Source organism: Pseudomonas sp. BN415 (assembly GCF_029871195.1).
Lineage (GTDB): Bacteria > Pseudomonadota > Gammaproteobacteria > Pseudomonadales > Pseudomonadaceae > Metapseudomonas > Metapseudomonas resinovorans.
Window position 1 is genome coordinate 96,542 of record NZ_SSOK01000056.1, and the last position, 16,827, is coordinate 113,368.

The 16,827-nt window shown below is 61.7% G+C and carries 17 protein-coding genes, 3 tRNA genes and 1 pseudogene; 11 read left to right on the forward strand and 10 right to left on the reverse strand.

Annotation, left to right across the window (positions count from 1 at the left end):
• The first annotated feature begins 3 nt into the window (after window positions 1–3).
• Window positions 4–1,434, forward strand: a complete 1,431-nt coding sequence (gene phrB / locus E8F20_RS15805; protein WP_280284555.1) for a deoxyribodipyrimidine photo-lyase — start codon at window positions 4–6, stop codon at window positions 1,432–1,434.
• 130 nt (window positions 1,435–1,564) lie between these two features.
• Here phrB and E8F20_RS15810 read toward each other — a convergent pair whose 3' ends face one another.
• The 6 genes from E8F20_RS15810 to hemA all read right to left on the reverse strand — a co-directional run bounded on the left by E8F20_RS15810 (window position 1,565) and on the right by hemA (window position 6,903).
• A complete protein-coding gene (locus E8F20_RS15810; protein ID WP_280284557.1) occupies window positions 1,565–2,080 on the reverse strand; it encodes an acyloxyacyl hydrolase in 516 nt (171 codons plus the stop codon).
• A 101-nt stretch (window positions 2,081–2,181) separates the two neighbouring features.
• Entirely contained in the window at window positions 2,182–2,976 is a 795-nt protein-coding gene (murI, locus tag E8F20_RS15815; RefSeq protein WP_280284558.1) for a glutamate racemase, read from the reverse strand.
• Entirely contained in the window at window positions 2,969–3,724 is a 756-nt protein-coding gene (locus E8F20_RS15820; protein ID WP_280284559.1) for a molybdopterin-synthase adenylyltransferase MoeB, read from the reverse strand. Before E8F20_RS15820 ends, murI begins: the two co-directional genes overlap by 8 nt.
• Complete coding sequence (prmC, locus tag E8F20_RS15825) at window positions 3,718–4,548, reverse strand: peptide chain release factor N(5)-glutamine methyltransferase (RefSeq protein WP_280284560.1); 831 nt, start codon at window positions 4,546–4,548, stop codon at window positions 3,718–3,720. The genes E8F20_RS15820 and prmC overlap by 7 nt, the downstream gene beginning before the upstream one ends.
• Window position 4,549: 1 nt before the next feature.
• Window positions 4,550–5,632, reverse strand: a complete 1,083-nt coding sequence (gene prfA / locus E8F20_RS15830; RefSeq protein ID WP_280284561.1) for a peptide chain release factor 1 — start codon at window positions 5,630–5,632, stop codon at window positions 4,550–4,552.
• Window positions 5,629–6,903: a glutamyl-tRNA reductase gene (hemA, locus tag E8F20_RS15835; protein WP_280284562.1), complete on the reverse strand. Its 1,275-nt coding sequence runs from the start codon at window positions 6,901–6,903 to the stop codon at window positions 5,629–5,631. Before hemA ends, prfA begins: the two co-directional genes overlap by 4 nt.
• Before the next feature lie 183 nt (window positions 6,904–7,086).
• On the opposite strand from hemA, the gene E8F20_RS15840 reads away from it, so the two are divergent.
• The 10 genes from E8F20_RS15840 to E8F20_RS15885 all read left to right on the forward strand — a co-directional run bounded on the left by E8F20_RS15840 (window position 7,087) and on the right by E8F20_RS15885 (window position 14,317).
• Window positions 7,087–8,817 carry a tetratricopeptide repeat protein gene (locus tag E8F20_RS15840; protein ID WP_280284563.1) on the forward strand — a complete coding sequence of 577 codons (1,731 nt, stop codon included), beginning with the start codon at window positions 7,087–7,089 and terminating at the stop codon, window positions 8,815–8,817.
• Between the two features lie 3 nt (window positions 8,818–8,820).
• Window positions 8,821–9,438 (forward strand): lipoprotein insertase outer membrane protein LolB, encoded by a 618-nt coding sequence (gene lolB, locus E8F20_RS15845; protein ID WP_280284564.1) that lies wholly within the window; start codon window positions 8,821–8,823, stop codon window positions 9,436–9,438.
• A gap of 1 nt (window position 9,439) precedes the next feature.
• Window positions 9,440–10,291, forward strand: coding sequence for a 4-(cytidine 5'-diphospho)-2-C-methyl-D-erythritol kinase (ispE, locus tag E8F20_RS15850; protein WP_280284565.1), 852 nt, complete (start codon window positions 9,440–9,442; stop codon window positions 10,289–10,291).
• Window positions 10,292–10,323: 32 nt separating this feature from the next.
• Window positions 10,324–10,398 (forward strand) — tRNA-Gln (locus E8F20_RS15855).
• Window positions 10,399–10,458: 60 nt separating this feature from the next.
• Window positions 10,459–10,533 (forward strand) — tRNA-Gln (locus E8F20_RS15860).
• 85 nt (window positions 10,534–10,618) lie between these two features.
• Window positions 10,619–11,560: a ribose-phosphate pyrophosphokinase gene (locus tag E8F20_RS15865; protein WP_028629917.1), complete on the forward strand. Its 942-nt coding sequence runs from the start codon at window positions 10,619–10,621 to the stop codon at window positions 11,558–11,560.
• A 105-nt stretch (window positions 11,561–11,665) separates the two neighbouring features.
• Window positions 11,666–12,268, forward strand: a complete 603-nt coding sequence (locus tag E8F20_RS15870; RefSeq protein ID WP_028629916.1) for a 50S ribosomal protein L25/general stress protein Ctc — start codon at window positions 11,666–11,668, stop codon at window positions 12,266–12,268.
• Between the two features lie 38 nt (window positions 12,269–12,306).
• The gene (gene pth, locus E8F20_RS15875; RefSeq protein WP_280284566.1) at window positions 12,307–12,891 is read left to right on the forward strand and encodes an aminoacyl-tRNA hydrolase; all 585 of its coding nucleotides are present in this window, start codon (window positions 12,307–12,309) and stop codon (window positions 12,889–12,891) included.
• Between the two features lie 26 nt (window positions 12,892–12,917).
• Window positions 12,918–14,018 carry a redox-regulated ATPase YchF gene (gene ychF, locus E8F20_RS15880; protein ID WP_280284567.1) on the forward strand — a complete coding sequence of 367 codons (1,101 nt, stop codon included), beginning with the start codon at window positions 12,918–12,920 and terminating at the stop codon, window positions 14,016–14,018.
• A gap of 222 nt (window positions 14,019–14,240) precedes the next feature.
• A tRNA-Met gene (locus E8F20_RS15885) sits at window positions 14,241–14,317 on the forward strand.
• A 77-nt stretch (window positions 14,318–14,394) separates the two neighbouring features.
• Here E8F20_RS15885 and E8F20_RS15890 read toward each other — a convergent pair.
• From E8F20_RS15890 to E8F20_RS15905, 4 genes and pseudogenes are all read right to left on the reverse strand, one after another.
• The gene (locus E8F20_RS15890; protein ID WP_280284568.1) at window positions 14,395–14,817 is read right to left on the reverse strand and encodes a type II toxin-antitoxin system VapC family toxin; all 423 of its coding nucleotides are present in this window, start codon (window positions 14,815–14,817) and stop codon (window positions 14,395–14,397) included.
• A complete protein-coding gene (locus tag E8F20_RS15895) occupies window positions 14,814–15,059 on the reverse strand; it encodes an Arc family DNA-binding protein (RefSeq protein ID WP_028629912.1) in 246 nt (81 codons plus the stop codon). The genes E8F20_RS15890 and E8F20_RS15895 overlap by 4 nt, the downstream gene beginning before the upstream one ends.
• Window positions 15,060–15,094: 35 nt before the next feature.
• A complete protein-coding gene (locus E8F20_RS15900) occupies window positions 15,095–16,084 on the reverse strand; it encodes a tyrosine-type recombinase/integrase (RefSeq protein WP_280284569.1) in 990 nt (329 codons plus the stop codon).
• Window positions 16,081–16,827: pseudogene (locus tag E8F20_RS15905) on the reverse strand (hypothetical protein); the annotation flags it as partial. The gene E8F20_RS15900 and the pseudogene E8F20_RS15905, both read right to left, overlap by 4 nt.

Below are 16,827 nucleotides of genomic sequence, written 5' to 3' on the forward strand. Positions count from 1 at the left end.
GCCATGCGCCAACTCATGTGGTTCCGCACCGACCTGCGTGTGCAGGACAACAGTGCCTTGCACGCCGCCATGGCGGCCGGCCCCACCCTCGCCTTGTATATCGTCAGCCCCGGCCAGTGGCAGGCGCATGACGACGCACCGGCCAAAGTGGACTTCTGGCTGCGCAACCTCGCCACGCTTGCCCGCGCGCTGGGCCGGGTGAACGTGCCGCTGCTGATTCGCCGTGCCGAAACCTGGGCCGACGCCCCATCCGTGGTGCATGACCTCTGCCGCGAGTTCGATATCAGCTCGGTGCAGGTGAACGAGGAGTACGGCATCAACGAAACCCACCGCGACCGCCAGGTGGCCGATCGGCTGGCCGCAGACGGCATTGTCCTGCGCAGCCATCTCGACCAACTGTTCTTCCGCCCCGGCAGTGTGTTGACTCAATCTGGGGGCTACTTCCAGGTCTTCAGCCAGTTCCGCAAGGTCTGCTATCAGCGCCTGCACATCGCCATGCCGAGTTGCCTGCCACCGCCCAGGGCGCAGGACGAGCTGGGCATCCCCAGTGACGCACCACCGGCCATGGTGGACGGCTTCCCCACGCCGCTGGAAAGCTTGCGCCAGCTCTGGCCTGCCGGCGAAGAGGCTGCCCTCGATCGCCTGGACGCCTTCGCACTTGAGGAGCTCTGGTGCTACGAGAAACGCCGCGACTTCCCCGCCCAGCCAGGCACAAGCCAGCTCTCGCCGTACCTCGCAGCGGGTGTGCTATCGCCCCGCCAATGCCTGCACGCGGCACTGCGCAACAATCAGGGCGAATTCGACAGTGGCAATGCCGGTACCGTCTGCTGGATCAATGAACTGCTCTGGCGCGAGTTCTACAAGCACATCCTGGTTGGCTACCCACGTATCTCCCGACATCGCCCCTTCCGCCAGGAAACCGAAGCCCTTGCCTGGCGCCATGCGCCAGATGAACTGGAAGCCTGGCAGCAGGGCCGCACTGGCTTTCCCATCGTTGACGCTGCCATGCGCCAGCTGCTCGCCAGCGGATGGATGCACAACCGCCTGCGCATGGTGGTGGCCATGTTCCTCACCAAGAACCTAATGATCGACTGGCGCGAAGGCGAGCGCTGGTTCATGCGCCACCTGATCGACGGTGACCTGGCGGCGAATAACGGTGGATGGCAATGGAGCGCATCCACCGGTACCGATGCAGCCCCGTACTTCCGTATCTTCAACCCCATCAGCCAGTCGCAGAAGTTCGACCCGGACGGTCGCTTTCTGCGCCAATGGCTGCCTGAACTCGCCCACCTGGACAAGCGGGATATCCACAACCCGGCGAGCCTTGGCGGCCTGTTCGGCGCGCCGGGCTATCCCCCACCGCTGGTGGATCTCTCCGCCAGCCGTGAACGTGCCTTGGCGGCCTTCAGGAATCTTTCGGAACGGGTCGTGTGAAGAAGACCCAGGCCTGCGGGGCCATGTGGGCAATCGTTGAACCTTGCCGAGCGCCACCACGCCGGCGGTTCAATGCAAAGCCAACAAAAAACCGGACACTTGGTCCGGTTTCTTGTGCTGCAGATTCGCCTCAGAAGGACAGGCGATAGTGCAGGGTATAAGTCTCTACGCCATCGTTCGGTTGCTTGATACCGGCGTTGGAATAGTGCATGGCACGTACGCCGACTTCCTGATTGGCGAAGCGCAGGCCCAACCCCAGGCGGTCTTCGAACTGGAAGGACGAGCCCAGGTCATTGTCTTCCAGATCGGTGTTTTCAAACACGGCCACACCGATACCGGCTTCGATGTAGGGCTTCACGGTCTCACCGGCGAATTCATAGACGAACACCGGCGAGAAGGAAAGGCTGTGGTTGCTGGAGGTCTCGTCACCTTCCCAGTAGGTGTAGGCGGCGTCCCAGTAACCGGTCAGGCGACCCACATCGCTCTGGAACCAGCTGCTGGAGAAATCGAATTGGGTCCCCAAGCGATACACCATCGTGGACTCGCCAGTCTGGCCTATATCCAAAGAAACATCCGCCGCCTGAACAGAAGCGATGTGACCGATAGACATGGCTGCTGCTGCGGCCCAGCAGAAAAGCTTCTTCATGAAAACAGTCCTTTTTCTGAAGTGCTGAAAAACGTGTTAATACCTAGTCGCGATTATAGATAGCTTTTTAATCGGGGAAAGAAATCTGGCGGACTTTTCCATCAGTTGGGGAACTTGTCCACACGGGCGGACTCGCCCCAGAGCACCGGCAGGATTTCGTGCATCATCGCCGGGTCGCCACTCGACCAGAAACGACATTGTTTCGACTCCCCGTCCGTCAGCAGACCACGGGCACCCAGCAGGCGTTGGAGCTGTCGGGCGACTGCCGCACCGGTATCGATCAGGCTGACGGAGTCCGGCACCATCTGGCGCAACAACGGACGCAGGAACGGGTAGTGGGTGCAACCGAGGATCAACGTATCGCACCCCTCGGCCAACAGCGGCTCGACATAGCCCGACAACAGGGCACGCGTCTCCGGGCCCATGAGGTCGCCGGCTTCGATGCGCTCCACCAGTCCCGGACAGGGTTGGGTAATCACCCGTACGTCCCCCGCGAAGCGATCCAGCAGCGCCGCGAACTTGGCGCTCTTCAGCGTGCCCGTAGTCGCCAGCACGCCCACGACACCACTGCGCGTGGCCGCCGCTGCCGGCTTTACTGCGGGCTCCATGCCGACAATGGGCAGCTGTGGATAACGCTCGCGCAGATCGGCTACGGCCGCCACGGTCGCGGTGTTGCAGGCCAGCACCAGCGCCTTGGCGCCCTGGCCAAGAAGGAACTCGGCGATGTGATGGCTGCGTTCACGGATGAAGTCGGCGCTCTTCTCACCGTAGGGGACATGGCCGCTGTCGGCCACGTACAGCAGCGATTCGTGGGGCAACAGTGTGCGGATTTCCCGCAGGACGGAGAGGCCGCCAACGCCCGAGTCGAAGACCCCGATCGTGGCCGCCTCAGGCACGCCGGACACCGCAGACTTCGCAGGCGGGGTCGCGCTTGACCCGCAGCTCGCGGAAGCGACTGCCCAGGGCATCCACCAGCAACAGGCGGCCGACCATGGGCTCACCGAATCCGGCGAGCAGCTTCAGGGCTTCCAATGCCTGCAGGCTGCCCACCAGGCCAACCAGTGGGCCAACCACGCCGGCTTCGCTGCAAGTCAGCTCGGCTTCACTGCCATGACCGTAGAGGCAGTGATAGCAAGGGCTGTCATCGCGACGCGGGTCGAAGACCGAAAGCTGGCCCTCGAGACGAATTGCAGCGCCGGACACCAGCGGTTTGCCAGCGGCCACGCAAGCGGCGTTGACCGCTTCGCGGGTACCGAAATTGTCGGTGCAGTCCAGCACCAGGTCCACCGCAGCGACAGCGGCAGCCAGGGAGTCCTCATCCAGCGCACGGGAGTGCGGCACCAGGTGCACGTCCGGATTCAACGCAGCAAGGCGGGCCATGGCCGAATCGACCTTGCTTTGCCCGACGCTGTTGCTGTCGTGGACGATCTGTCGCTGCAGGTTGGTCAGGTCGACGGTGTCGAAGTCTGCCAGGTGCAGTTCACCTACCCCCGCGGCGGCCAGGTAGAGGGCGACCGGAGAACCCAGGCCTCCGAGGCCGACGATCAGGACGCTGCTCTGTTTCAGCCGCAGTTGGCCGTCGACGTCGATCTGCGGCAGGAGGATCTGCCGGCTGTATCGAAGGAGTTCCTGATCGCTCAGCATGGCCATTGTCCGAGGGAGATGCGTTCGTGGTCGCCCAGGTCGCGGCGGCTATCCACGTGCTGAAAGCCCTGGCGGGCCAACAGGTCACGCACGGCCGGAGCCTGGTCGTAACCATGCTCCAGCAACAACCAGCCACCAGGCAGCAGGTGCTTGGGCGCGTCCTTGATGATCAGGCGGATGTCGTCCAGACCATCAGCGCCGGCGACCAGGGCACTGGTCGGCTCGAAGCGCACGTCCCCTTGAGCCAGGTGCGGATCCTGGGAGGGTATGTAAGGCGGATTGCTGACGATCAGCGTGAAACGTTGCTCGCCCAGGGCGGAGAACCAATGGCTCTCGACGAAGCGGGCATTGTTCAGTTTGAGCCGCGCGCGGTTGCGCTCGGCCAGCGCCACGGCTGCGGATATGCGATCCACACCGGTCACTTCCCAGCCCAGGCGCTCGCATGCCAGGGCCAAGGCAATGGCACCGGTACCAGTGCCGAGGTCAAGCACCTTGGCGGTACTTGCCGGCAGCAGGGCCAGCGCCGTTTCCACCAGCAGCTCGGTATCCGGACGCGGGATCAAGGTATCGGGTGCTACCTCCAGGTCCAGGCTCCAGAAGCCTTGGTGGCCGAGGATGTACGCCACCGGCTCACCCATGCGGCGGCGCTGCAGGTAGCTGGCGAAACGTTCAGCCACTTCGCTGGAGACTACCCGTTCCGGCCAGGTGTGCAGGAAGCTGCGCGGCTTGCCGAGGGCGGCAGCCAGCAGGAGTTCGGCATCCAGGCGTGGGGTGGGGGAATCAGGCAACTGGGCTTGCCCGAGGAGGCTGGCGATGATGGTCACGTCAGTCTCCCAGAGCCGCGAGCTGGTCGGCCTGGTATTCGGCAAGCAATGGCTCGATCACCGCCTCCACACTGCCGGCCATGACGTCATCCAGCGCATAAAGTGTGAGGTTGATGCGATGGTCGGTAACCCGGCCCTGCGGGTAGTTGTAAGTACGGATGCGCTCGGAACGGTCACCGGAACCGACCAGCAGACGGCGGGTATCGGACATCTCCTTGTGGGCGGCGGCTTCCTGCTGGTCGTTCAGCTTGGCTGCCAGCCAGGCCATGGCCTTCGCGCGGTTCTTGTGCTGGGAACGCTCTTCCTGGCACTCAACTACGATGCCCGATGGGATATGGGTAATACGCACTGCCGAGTCGGTCTTGTTCACGTGCTGACCTCCGGCGCCGGACGCGCGATAGGTGTCGACGCGCAGATCGGCGGGATTGATCTCGATGGCGGCCTGCTCGTCCGGCTCGGGCAACACGGCCACGGTGCAGGCGGAGGTGTGAATGCGCCCCTGTGATTCAGTCTCCGGCACCCGTTGAACACGGTGCGCGCCGGACTCGAACTTGAGCTTGGCGTAGACGTTGTCGCCTTCGACCCGGGCAATCACCTCCTTGTATCCGCCGTGCTCCCCTTCGTTCTCGGAGAGGATTTCGACACGCCACCCCTGGCGCTCGGCATAACGGGAATACATGCGGAACAGGTCGCCGGAGAAAATCGCCGCCTCGTCGCCGCCGGTACCGGCGCGGATTTCCAGGAACACGTTGCGACCGTCGTTGGGGTCCTTGGGCAACAGCATGCGTTGCAGGCGGTCTTGCAGCTCTGCCAACTGCTCGCGGGCGAGGGCGACTTCCTCCTCGGCCATCTCACGCAGGTCCGGATCATTGTCCTTGAGCAGCGCCTGGGCGCCTTCCAGATCACTCTGAACCTTGCGGAACTCGCGAAACGCCAGAATCACCGGTTCGACCTCCGCAAACTCCTTGGAGTAAGCGCGGAATTTCCCTTGGTCACTGATGACTTCGGCATCGCCAAGCAGGGCGGTGAGCTCCTCGTAGCGGTCCTGGAGGAGGTCGAGCTTGTTCAGCAGGGAAGCTTTCATTGCGAACGTTTATCCGAGCCCTCGTCGAGGGCGAAGAGTTCCTGGGCCACGGCCAGCGCGTCGAAGCGACCGTCGGCAGAGAGTTTCTTCAGCTGCACGCTGGGAGCGTGCAGCAGCTTGTTGGTCAGGCCACGGGCCAGCAGGGCCAGCACTTCTTCGGCCGAAGTGCCGTTCTGCAGCATGCGCTGTGCCTTGAGCACTTCCTCGTCACGCAGACGCTCGGCCTGCTGGCGATAGGCTCGCAATACGTCAACTGCGGCCAGCTCACGCAGGCGCTGCATGAAGTCTTCGACGCCAGCCCCCACCAGCTCCTCGGCAGCCTGGGCTGCACCCTGGCGGCTCTTGAGGTTCTCCGCGACGACCTCGTGCAGGTCGTCCACGGTATAGAGGTAGACGTCGTCCAGTTCACCCACTTCGGGCTCGATGTCACGCGGGACAGCGATGTCGACCATGAAGATCGGTTTGTGTCGACGTTGCTTCAGCGCACGCTCCACCGCACCCTTGCCAAGAATTGGCAACTGGCTTGCTGTGGAGCTGATGACGATATCGCTGTTGACCAGTTCCTGAGGCATGTCAGCCAGCAGCACGGCATGGGCGCCGAACTCTTCAGCCAGGATGCTGGCGCGCTCCAGGGTACGGTTGGCGACCACGATGCGCTTCACGCCCTGCTCGTGCAGGTGGCGGGCGACCAGGGTAATGGTCTCGCCGGCGCCAATCAGCAGCGCCTGGCTGCGGTGCAGATCGGAGAAGATCTGCCTGGCCAGGCTGACGGCAGCGAAGGCCACGGAAACCGGGTTCTCGCCAATTGCGGTGTCGGTACGCACCGTCTTGGCGGTGCTGAAAGTCGCCTGGAACAAGCGGCCGAGCAGCGGACCAACCGTACCGGCCTCACGGGCAACGGCGTAGGCGGACTTCATCTGGCCGAGGATCTGCGGTTCACCGAGGACCATGGAGTCCAACCCGGAGGCAACGCGCATCATGTGGCGGACGGCATCATCATCCTGGTGCACATAGGCACAGGCGCGCAGCTCTTCCAGGCTGAGGTTGTGGTAACCGGCCAGCCAGGCGAGGACCTCATCGGTGCTGGGGTGATCCTGTTCCAGGTAAAGCTCACTGCGGTTGCAGGTGGAGAGGATCGCCGCCTCGCGACTGGGCGTTATGCGACACAGCTGCTGCAGGGCCTCAACCAGCTGCTCGGGTGTGAAAGCCACGCGTTCGCGGACATCCACCGAGGCGGTCTTGTGGTTGATACCAAGAGCAATGAAGGCCATGCAGGGTCGCTAACTGAAACAGGAGGGCGCGCAATTGTCCTACTTCACCCGAACAACGACAACCACCGCCGATAATTGTCTGCCCGACCAGGTTTGCCCCCGCGGGTTGCCGCCCCGCCCCATGTGCTAGCCTGACAGCTTGTGTCATGATGAGGCACTCGCTGGTTAGTCGCCTTCCTTCCTATGAATAGATCCCTCGCGTTGCTGACCGCCCTGCTGTTTCTCGGCGGCTGTCAGAGCTTGACCCACAAGTCCCCGGACGGCACCCCGCCGGTCGAGGAAGGCAACCAGGCCTCCGCGCCCGCCAAGCCCGAGGTCTATGGTTCGTTCAACCGCGAAACCCTTTACGCCCTGCTCGCCGCCGAACTGGCTGGTCAGCGCAACCGATTCGATATCGCCCTCGGCAACTATGTACAGCAGGCCAACGCCACACAGGACCCGGCGGTAGCCGAGCGCGCCTTCCGCATCGCCGAGTACCTGGGTGCAGACCAAGCCGCATTGGACACCTCGCTGATCTGGGCCAAGAACGCTCCCGACAACCTTGACGCCCAGCGCGCCGCAGCCGTGCAACTGGCGCGTTCTGGCCGATATGACGAAGCCATGACCTATATGGAGAAGGTGCTCCAGGGTCAGGGCGACACCCATTTCGACTTTCTCGCGCTCTCTGCCGCGGAAACCGACGCCGACACCCGCGCAGGTCTGTTGCAAAGCTTTGACCGGCTGCTGACCAAGTACCCGGACAACAGCCAACTGGTATTTGGCAAGGCCGTGCTGCTGCAACAGGATGGCCGCACCGAAGAAGCGCTCCATCTGCTCGAAGGGGTGCCCTCCGACGACAAGGAAATTGCCCCGATCCTGCTGCGCGCTCGCCTGCTGCAAAGCCTCAAGCGCGGCGACGAGGCCCTTCCCCTGCTGCAGAAGGCCATCAAGCAACACCCGGACGACAAGCGCCTGCGCCTGACTTACGCCCGCATGCTGGTAGAGCAAGGCCGCCTGGACGAAGCCAAATCCGAGTTCTCCGGCCTGGTCCAGCAATTCCCTGATGACGACGACCTGCGCTACTCCCTGGCCCTGGTCTGCCTGGAAGGCGAAGCCTGGGACGAGGCCCAGGTCTACCTGGAAGAACTGGTGGACCGCGGCAGCCACGTCGATTCGGCGCACTTCAACCTTGGCCAGGTCTATGAAAAGCGTGGCGACAAAGACAGCGCGCTGCTTGAGTACGCCTTAGTCGGGCCAGGCAATGACTACCTGCCGGCGCAAATGCGCCAGGTGGAAATCCTTCTGGAAAGCGGCAAGCCCGACGAAGCGGAAGCGCGCCTGGCCAAGGCCCGCGACGCCCAGCCGGACTACGCGATCCAGCTTTACCTGATCGAAGCCGAAAGCCTGGCTGAGCGCCAGCAGCCCGAGCGCGCCTGGAAGGTCATCCAGCAGGGCCTGCAGCAGTATCCCGACGACCTCAATCTGCTCTATACCCGCGCCATGCTGGCCGAGAAGCGCAACGACCTGACCCAACTGGAGAAGGACCTGCGCTTCATCATTGAGCGCGAACCGGAAAACGCCATGGCGCTGAACGCCCTCGGCTACACCCTGGCCGACCGCACCACGCGTTACGACGAGGCCAGGAAGCTGGTGGAACAAGCCCACAAGCTCAACCCGGATGACCCGGCCATCCTCGACAGCCTCGGCTGGGTGAATTACCGCATGGGCAACTTGCCTGAAGCCGAACGGCTTCTGCGCCTGGCCCTCAAAGAGTTCCCCGACCACGAAGTCGCCGCGCACCTGGGCGAAGTGCTCTGGGCCCAGGGCAAACAGGTCGAAGCCCGCAAGATCTGGGCTGATGCCCTGCAAAAGCAGCCTGATAGCGCCATTCTCCGTGACACCATGCAACGCCTGACTGGCTCCGGAGCCCTCTGATCCATGTGTTTACGTAACCTCCTGGCAGCTGGCGCGCTTCTCCTGCTCACCGGCTGCGCCGCTCTGACTCCCCATGAAACCTTCGAAGGCCAAGGCAACCAGGCCTCCTGGAATGCGCACAAGAGCCAGGTCAGCACCCTCGACGGCTGGCAGATCAGCGGCAAAGTAGGCATCCGTGCCCCCAAGGACTCAGGAAGCGGCACCCTGTTCTGGCTGCAGCGCCAGGACTATTACGACATCCGCCTTTCCGGCCCGCTGGGCCGCGGTGCAGCGCGCCTGACTGGCCGCCCAGGCAAGATCGAACTGGAAGTTGCCAATCAGGGCCGTTACCAGGCCGAAACCCCCGAAGCGCTCCTGGAAGAACAGCTCGGCTGGCGCCTGCCGGTGTCCCACTTGCTCTGGTGGGTGCGCGGCTTGCCAGCCCCCGATACTCGCAGCCGCCTGACCCTCGACGGCGCCAGTCGCCTGTCCCACCTGCAGCAGGACGGTTGGCAAGTGCACTACCTGAGCTATGTCGAGCAGAACGGCTATGCCCTGCCCGAGCGTATCAAGCTCAGCGGCGAGAACCTTGACGTCACCCTGGTGATCAAGGACTGGCAGCCACGCCAGCTCGGCCAGTGACATGCAGGACGCGCAACTCATCCTGCCTGCTCCAGCCAAGCTCAACCTGATGCTACACATTCTCGGCCGTCGCGCCGATGGCTATCACGAGCTACAGACACTCTTCCAGTTTCTCGACCATGGCGACGAACTGGGTTTCTCGCTGCGCCAGGACGGTGAAATCCACCTGCGCACCGAAGTGCCCGGCGTCCCCCATGACAGCAACTTGATCGTTCGCGCTGCTCGCAAACTGAAGGCCGAATCGGGCTGCTGCCTAGGAGCCGACATCTGGCTGGACAAGCGCTTGCCCATGGGGGGCGGGATCGGGGGCGGAAGCTCCGACGCCGCCACTGCCCTTCTCGCCCTGGACCGCCTGTGGAACCTGGGCTGGAGCGAAGATCGCCTGGCCACCCTCGGACTCTCCCTGGGCGCCGACGTACCAGTCTTCGTGCGTGGCCACGCCGCCTTCGCGGAAGGTGTCGGCGAGCAGCTGACTCCAGTGGAGCTGCCGGAGCCCTGGTTCCTCGTAGCGGTGCCGCAAGTCTTTGTCAGCACAGCAGAAGTTTTCTCCGATCCTGAGTTGACACGGAATTCTCCGCCCATTAAAGTTCGCAGCCTTCTTGAGGGGGGCGGTCGGAATGACTGTCAGCCGGTGGTCGAGAAGCGTTACCCAGATGTACGTAACGCGCTGATCTTGTTGAATAATTTCACATCAGCTAGATTGACCGGCACTGGAGCTTGTGTGTTTGGGAGCTTCCCAAGCAAGAGCGATGCTGATAAAGTCTCGCGCCAACTTCCGGCCACTCTGCCGAGCTTTGTTGCTCAGGGGCGTAACATCTCGATGTTGCACCGCAAGCTTCAAGGTCTGGCTTGAGAAGGAATGCAAGGCATTCGGTTGTACGATACAGGGGCGTCGCCAAGCGGTAAGGCAGCAGGTTTTGATCCTGCCATGCGTTGGTTCGAATCCAGCCGCCCCTGCCATTAACCCCGCGGGGTTTACGTACAGCACAACGAAAGCACTGCGCAGCAAGTTAAAATTCTAGGGGCGTCGCCAAGCGGTAAGGCAGCAGGTTTTGATCCTGCCATGCGTTGGTTCGAATCCAGCCGCCCCTGCCATACACTTAAAAAGCTGTTCAAAAGCTACGGCCTTTGAACGGCTTTTTGATTCATCAGGTCTACCCTCAGCCGGCAGGTACTGCGCGTGTCCAAGATGATGGTCTTCACGGGGAATGCCAACCCCGATCTGGCGCGTCGCGTCGTACGTCAACTGCATATTCCCCTCGGCGATGCCTCCGTAGGCAAGTTCTCCGACGGCGAAATCAGTGCTGAAATCAATGAAAATGTCCGCGGCAAGGACGTCTTCCTGATCCAGCCGACTTGCGCACCGACCAACGATAACCTGATGGAACTGGTGGTGATGGCTGACGCCTTCCGCCGTTCCTCGGCCTCCCGCATCACTGCGGTCATCCCCTACTTCGGCTATGCCCGCCAGGATCGCCGTCCGCGCTCCGCCCGCGTGGCCATCAGCGCCAAGGTAGTGGCTGACATGTTGACCGTAGTCGGCATCGACCGTGTACTCACCGTCGACCTGCACGCCGACCAGATCCAGGGCTTCTTCGACATTCCGGTGGACAACATCTACGGCTCCCCGGTCCTGGTCGATGACATCGAAGACCAGCGCTTCGAAAACCTCATGATCGTATCGCCGGACATCGGTGGCGTGGTTCGCGCACGTGCCGTAGCCAAATCCCTGGGCGTTGACCTTGCCATCATCGACAAGCGTCGCCCCAAGGCCAACCAGTCCGAAGTCATGCACATCATCGGCGATGTCGAAGGCCGCACCTGCGTGCTGGTCGACGACATGGTCGACACCGCTGGCACCCTGGGCCACGCAGCCAAGGCCCTTAAGGACCATGGCGCAGCCAAGGTCTACGCCTACTGCACCCACCCGGTGCTGTCCGGCCGTGCCATCGAGAACATCGAAAACTCCGTGCTGGACGAGCTGGTGGTGACCAACACCATCCCGCTGTCCGCCGCGGCACAAGCCTGCTCGCGTATCCGTCAGCTGGATATCGCGCCGGTTGTGGCTGAAGCGGTCCGCCGCATCAGTAATGAGGAATCGATCAGCGCGATGTTCCGCTAAGGGCATCCCTGACGAACGCACCCCGCCTCGGCGGGGCTATTTGCCCAACCGCCCGGATGCTGGTCGCAAGCATTACGGGCGTTTTGGCTATTTTGGAGAAGTGTAATGACTGATTTTGCCCTGAATGCCGAAGCGCGTTCTGACCTGGGGAAAGGTGCGAGCCGCCGCCTGCGTCGTAATGCCAACCTGGTTCCCGCTGTAATTTACGGCGGCGAGAAAGCCCCGCAATCCGTAAGCCTGCTGGCCAAAGACCTGGCCAAGCTGCTGGAAAACGAAGCTGCTTTCAGCCACGTGATCGCCCTGAACGTTTCCGGCGCGACCGAAACCGTTCTGATCAAAGCCCTGCAGCGCCACCCGGCCAAAGGCTTCGTACTGCACGCTGACTTCCAGCGCGTAGTTGCCGGCCAGAAACTGACTGCCCACATCCCCCTGCACTTCATCAACGAAGCTACCTCCGTTGGCGTGAAGCAAGGCGGCGGCGAAGTTTCCCACACCATCTCCGAAGTCGAAGTCTCCTGCCTGCCGAAAGACCTGCCGGAGTTCATCGAAGTGGACCTGGCCAAGGTCGAAGTAGGTCAGACCGTTCACCTGTCCGATCTGACCCTGCCGAAAGGCGTCGAGCTGGTGGCCCTGGCCCACGGCAACGACCTGGCAGTTGCCAACATCCATGCTTCCCGCGTGGTGAAGGAAGAAGGCGAAGCCGAGTAATTTCTTACTCTGCGTCAGCCTGATAAAGGGCCCCTGTAGTGACTGCCATTCAACTGATCGTCGGCCTGGGTAATCCAGGCCCCGAATACGACCAGACCCGGCATAACGCAGGGGCCCTTTTCGTTGAGCGCCTGGCTATGCGCGAACGCGTCAACCTGAGCCTCGACAAGAAGTACTTCGGCCTGGTCGGGAAATTCTCCCATCAAGGCCGCGACGTTCGTCTGCTGATCCCGACCACCTACATGAACCGCAGCGGCCAGTCCGTAGCGGCCCTGGCTGGGTTCTTCCGCATTCCGCCCGAGGCCATCCTGGTGGCCCACGACGAACTCGACATGCCCCCCGGCGTTGCCAAGCTCAAGACTGGTGGCGGCCACGGCGGCCACAACGGGTTGCGCGACATCATCGCCCAACTCGGCAACCAGAATTCGTTCCATCGCCTGCGGCTTGGCATCGGCCATCCGGGGCACAGCAGCCTGGTTTCCGGCTTCGTTCTCAGTCGCGCCCCGCGCAGCGAACAGGAACTGCTCGACACCAGCATCGATTTCGCCCTCGACGTGATGCCAGAACTGCTCGCCGGTGACCTCACCCGCGCCATGCAGAAACTGCACAGTCGCAAGGCCTGAACCCACTCCGCGCAGAGGCACATACCATGGGATTCAATTGCGGCATCGTCGGCCTGCCTAACGTCGGCAAGTCCACCCTGTTCAACGCCCTGACCAAGTCCGGTATTGCAGCGGAGAACTTCCCCTTCTGCACCATCGAGCCGAACAGCGGCATCGTGCCGATGCCCGACCTGCGCCTCAACGCCCTGGCCGAGATCGTCAAGCCCGAGCGCGTGATCCCCACCACGATGGAATTCGTCGACATCGCCGGACTGGTAGCCGGTGCCTCAAAAGGTGAAGGCCTGGGTAACAAGTTCCTCGCCAACATCCGCGAAACTGACGCCATCGCCCACGTAGTACGCTGCTTCGAAGACGAGAACGTCATCCACGTTTCCAACAGCGTCGACCCCAAACGCGACATCGAGATCATCGACCTCGAACTGATCTTTGCCGACCTCGACAGCTGCGAAAAGCAACTGCAGAAAGTCGCCCGCAACGCCAAGGGTGGTGACAAGGACGCTCTGGCACAGAAAGCCCTGTTGGAAAAACTCATCCCCCACTTCAGCGAAGGCAAGCCGGCGCGCTCCCTGCTGAAGAACCTGGGTGACGAGGAGAAGCGCCTCGTTCGCGGCTTCCACCTGCTCACCAGCAAACCAGTCATGTACATCGCCAACGTTGCCGAAGACGGTTTCGATAACAACCCGCACCTTGATGTGGTGAGAGCCATTGCCGAGGAAGAAGGCGCTATCGTGGTTCCGGTTTGCAACAAGATCGAAGCCGAAATCGCCGAACTCGACGACGGCGAAGAGAAGGACATGTTCCTCGAAGCCCTCGGCCTCGAAGAGCCCGGCCTGAACCGCGTAATCCGCGCCGGCTACGACCTGCTCAACTTGCAGACCTACTTCACCGCAGGTGTGAAGGAAGTCCGCGCCTGGACCGTCCGTATCGGCGCCACCGCCCCGCAGGCTGCTGCCGTTATCCACACCGACTTCGAAAAAGGCTTCATCCGCGCCGAAGTAGTCGCCTACGACGACTTCATCCAGTACAAGGGTGAAAACGGTGCCAAGGAAGCCGGCAAATGGCGTCTGGAAGGCAAGGAATACATCGTCAAAGACGGCGACGTGATGCACTTCCGCTTTAACGTCTGATCCACGAAGAAGCCCCGGACCTCCGGGGCTTTTTGCTTCTGTAGGATGGCGTTTAGCGAAGCGATACCCATCACAGGCACCTGCTTCGATCCGCTGAAAACCCTCCCCGGCCACCGCACTCCCCTGAAACGTTCTCACCACCTAAACAATTGAAAGATCACAAAATTATCTAAGCGAGGGGGTTGACAGCCCCCCGACAGATACGGAAAATGCGCGCCACTCGGCTACATAGCTCAGTCGGTTAGAGCGCAGCATTCATAATGCTGATGTCCCAGGTTCAAGTCCCGGTGTAGCCACCATACAAATCAAAGGGTTAGCGCAAGCTAGCCCTTTTTTGTTTTGGGCGACAGACTACATCCCGACTACCGAGCCTTTGCTAGGCACCTTCCCAAGGATTCACAAGGTCCACCCCCAACTCTTCGAAGTCACGGGTGTTTCGTGTAGCGACCTGGGCGCTGTAGAGCCGGGCTATCGCCGCAATCTGTCCATCAGCCATATCTGTCACCCTTCCCTTGGCTTCACTGGCCGAAACCAGCGCCGCATAGTGCACAGCTGCATCCACATCAAAAGGCAGAATGCAGCCGGCAAAGAGCTTGTTGAAAAGCGTGTCGGCGCCTATCGCCAACAAATCCTTCCGCTTACCGTTTGGCATCCTGGCGATCCCATAAAGGATCTCAGCCACTGATATGGAACAGATCACCAGTTCGCTACCTGGCTGAGCATCCAGCCATGCAACGACGCTTGGGTCAGGCCTGGATTTCATCATCTCCGAAAGGACATTGGTGTCTAACAGGATCATTCATCAAAGTCCGCTGCACGTGCCTTTGTGTTGCGGGGAGGCAATTCCAAATCCACACCGCCCGCAGCGGCAAAAAGTTCGTGAATCCGAGTGCCCATTCCGCTGGGCTTGTTCTGCTTCGCAAGCGCTTCAGCAAGGATCACCCTCACTTCTTCCTCCATCGAGCGACCATGGCTGGCGGCGACGACACGAAGCCGAGCTTTCAGCTCATCGTCCAGGTTGCGAATCGTGATGCTAGCCATAGGGACCTCCAGTGGAATCATTGCAATCACTGAAATCATACTGGAACGTGCCTGCTTTGCGCCAATGGCGACAGACGCAATGCGGATTCCAGATGATCCGGCGACAGGTGCGCGTAGCGCATGGTCATGGCGATGGACGAGTGCCCGAGGATCCGCTGCAGGCTGAGGATGTCCCCTCCGCCCATCATGTAGTGACTGGCAAAGGTATGCCGGAGGATGTGGGTCATCTGCCCTGGCGTATGGAAACCACAGCGTTGGTAGGCGCTCCGAAACGCAGCCCTGCAGGACATGAACAGCCGGCCATTCCCGGGCATCCCGATCTTGAGCGCTATCGCCTCCACTTCAGCCGGGATCGGCACTGACCTGGACTGGCGATTCTTGGTCCGGTGGAAGTGTGCCTTGCCCCCGAATATGGCACTGCGCTGCAGCGACTCGGCTTCATCCCATCGGGCTCCGGTTGCCAGGCAGATCAGCGCGACGGGATAGGTGTGGTTATTGGTGGACTTGCGGCACTCCTCGAGGAGTTGTTCGATCTGCGCCAAGGTCAGGAATGTGAGTTCTACCTGATCGGTCTTGATCTGGCGGACGTTGGCAAGAGGGTTGTTTCCCACCCATGCCCCCAAACGGGTCAGCTCCGAGAAAACAGCGGAGAGGTAACGCTGCTCATGGTTGACCGTGTGCGGTGAGACGTCCTTGAGACGTGATTGCCGGTAACGAGCCCAAGCGAGCGTATCGAAGTCAGACACGCATGGGTTTTGTAGTCGTTCGACCACCGCCAGTGTGCGAGCGAGTCTGTACTTGTGGTCTTTGAGTGAGCAGCCATGCAGGTCGTACCAGAGCTCTACCAGGTCCGAGAGGCGATCATCCAAGGGCCTGCCCGTATGCTTCAGCAAGGCCAAGAACTCCGCCTCATAGCGCTGTGCAGCAGCCTTGGTGGCAAAGCCCTTCTTGCGGATACGGCGTCCGGTGCGACCGTTCTCGTAGAAATCCGCCGTCCAGGTCTTACCGTCCTTGCGCGCCGTCATACCGCCCTACCCCACCTGATCGTTCGCTCCGTCAGCAGCTTCTGGATGTGCTTGTAGATATCACGCTCGCCCTTTTCCTTTGCGGCGTAGTGATCGCGAATGACGGGCCAACACACCCACTCCCTGAGGCTGGCGAAGGCCTTTTCCGCGCCTACACGCTCCCGTGCGAGCAGGCTGATGAAGTTTCCCAGGAACAGCTCCACGTTCTTGCCGGTGAAGCCCTGGGAGGTCTTGAAGTGGCGTTTGTAGTGGGTGCGTCCGGCCAGCGATTCAGCCGGGATAGACACCTTCACGTCCTGGCGCATGAGGGTCCAGAAGGCATCGAGCACGCCCTTGCTGGAACACAGGCGGAAAGACTCCAGGCCGTACTGAAACAGCCCGTCGAGATGGCCGGCCAGCTCGGCAAAGGTGCGGTTGTCGATCATGGCGCCCGTCTGCATATCGGCCGAGCCGTCAGCGAACTGCTGGACGATGGAGTGGTGATAGCGCAGCTCGATCCGCCAGACAGGTGCTTCGGGGTCGTAGTTCTGGTCGTCGTCGGAATTGAACGGGTTGTCCATGCCGGACCAGACCGAACGCCAGTAGTCGAGCTTGTCGATGCTCCAGGCCTGCAAGGACTTGTTGTAGATGGCGAGCTGTATGCCTGACGCAGAACCGAACAGGAAGGACTGGCCACGGCCATAGGAGACGGCTTCCCCGTCGTAGTGGACTTCCTTGATGCCGGAGAGGTCGCGGCGGGTACG

Excerpts from the sequence above, each read along its gene's own strand:
- phrB (WP_280284555.1), top strand. The coding sequence starts at position 4 with ATGCGCCAACTCATGTGGTTCCGCACCGACCTGCGTGTGCAGGACAAC.
- E8F20_RS15810 (WP_280284557.1), bottom strand. The coding sequence starts at position 2,080 with ATGAAGAAGCTTTTCTGCTGGGCCGCAGCAGCAGCCATGTCTATCGGT.
- E8F20_RS15820 (WP_280284559.1), bottom strand. The coding sequence starts at position 3,724 with ATGCTGAGCGATCAGGAACTCCTTCGATACAGCCGGCAGATCCTCCTG.
- prfA (WP_280284561.1), bottom strand. The coding sequence starts at position 5,632 with ATGAAAGCTTCCCTGCTGAACAAGCTCGACCTCCTCCAGGACCGCTAC.
- hemA (WP_280284562.1), bottom strand. The coding sequence starts at position 6,903 with ATGGCCTTCATTGCTCTTGGTATCAACCACAAGACCGCCTCGGTGGAT.
- E8F20_RS15840 (WP_280284563.1), top strand. The coding sequence starts at position 7,087 with ATGAATAGATCCCTCGCGTTGCTGACCGCCCTGCTGTTTCTCGGCGGC.
- lolB (WP_280284564.1), top strand. The coding sequence starts at position 8,821 with ATGTGTTTACGTAACCTCCTGGCAGCTGGCGCGCTTCTCCTGCTCACC.
- ispE (WP_280284565.1), top strand. The coding sequence starts at position 9,440 with ATGCAGGACGCGCAACTCATCCTGCCTGCTCCAGCCAAGCTCAACCTG.
- E8F20_RS15870 (WP_028629916.1), top strand. The coding sequence starts at position 11,666 with ATGACTGATTTTGCCCTGAATGCCGAAGCGCGTTCTGACCTGGGGAAA.
- ychF (WP_280284567.1), top strand. The coding sequence starts at position 12,918 with ATGGGATTCAATTGCGGCATCGTCGGCCTGCCTAACGTCGGCAAGTCC.
- E8F20_RS15890 (WP_280284568.1), bottom strand. The coding sequence starts at position 14,817 with ATGATCCTGTTAGACACCAATGTCCTTTCGGAGATGATGAAATCCAGG.
- E8F20_RS15895 (WP_028629912.1), bottom strand. The coding sequence starts at position 15,059 with ATGGCTAGCATCACGATTCGCAACCTGGACGATGAGCTGAAAGCTCGG.
- E8F20_RS15900 (WP_280284569.1), bottom strand. The coding sequence starts at position 16,084 with ATGACGGCGCGCAAGGACGGTAAGACCTGGACGGCGGATTTCTACGAG.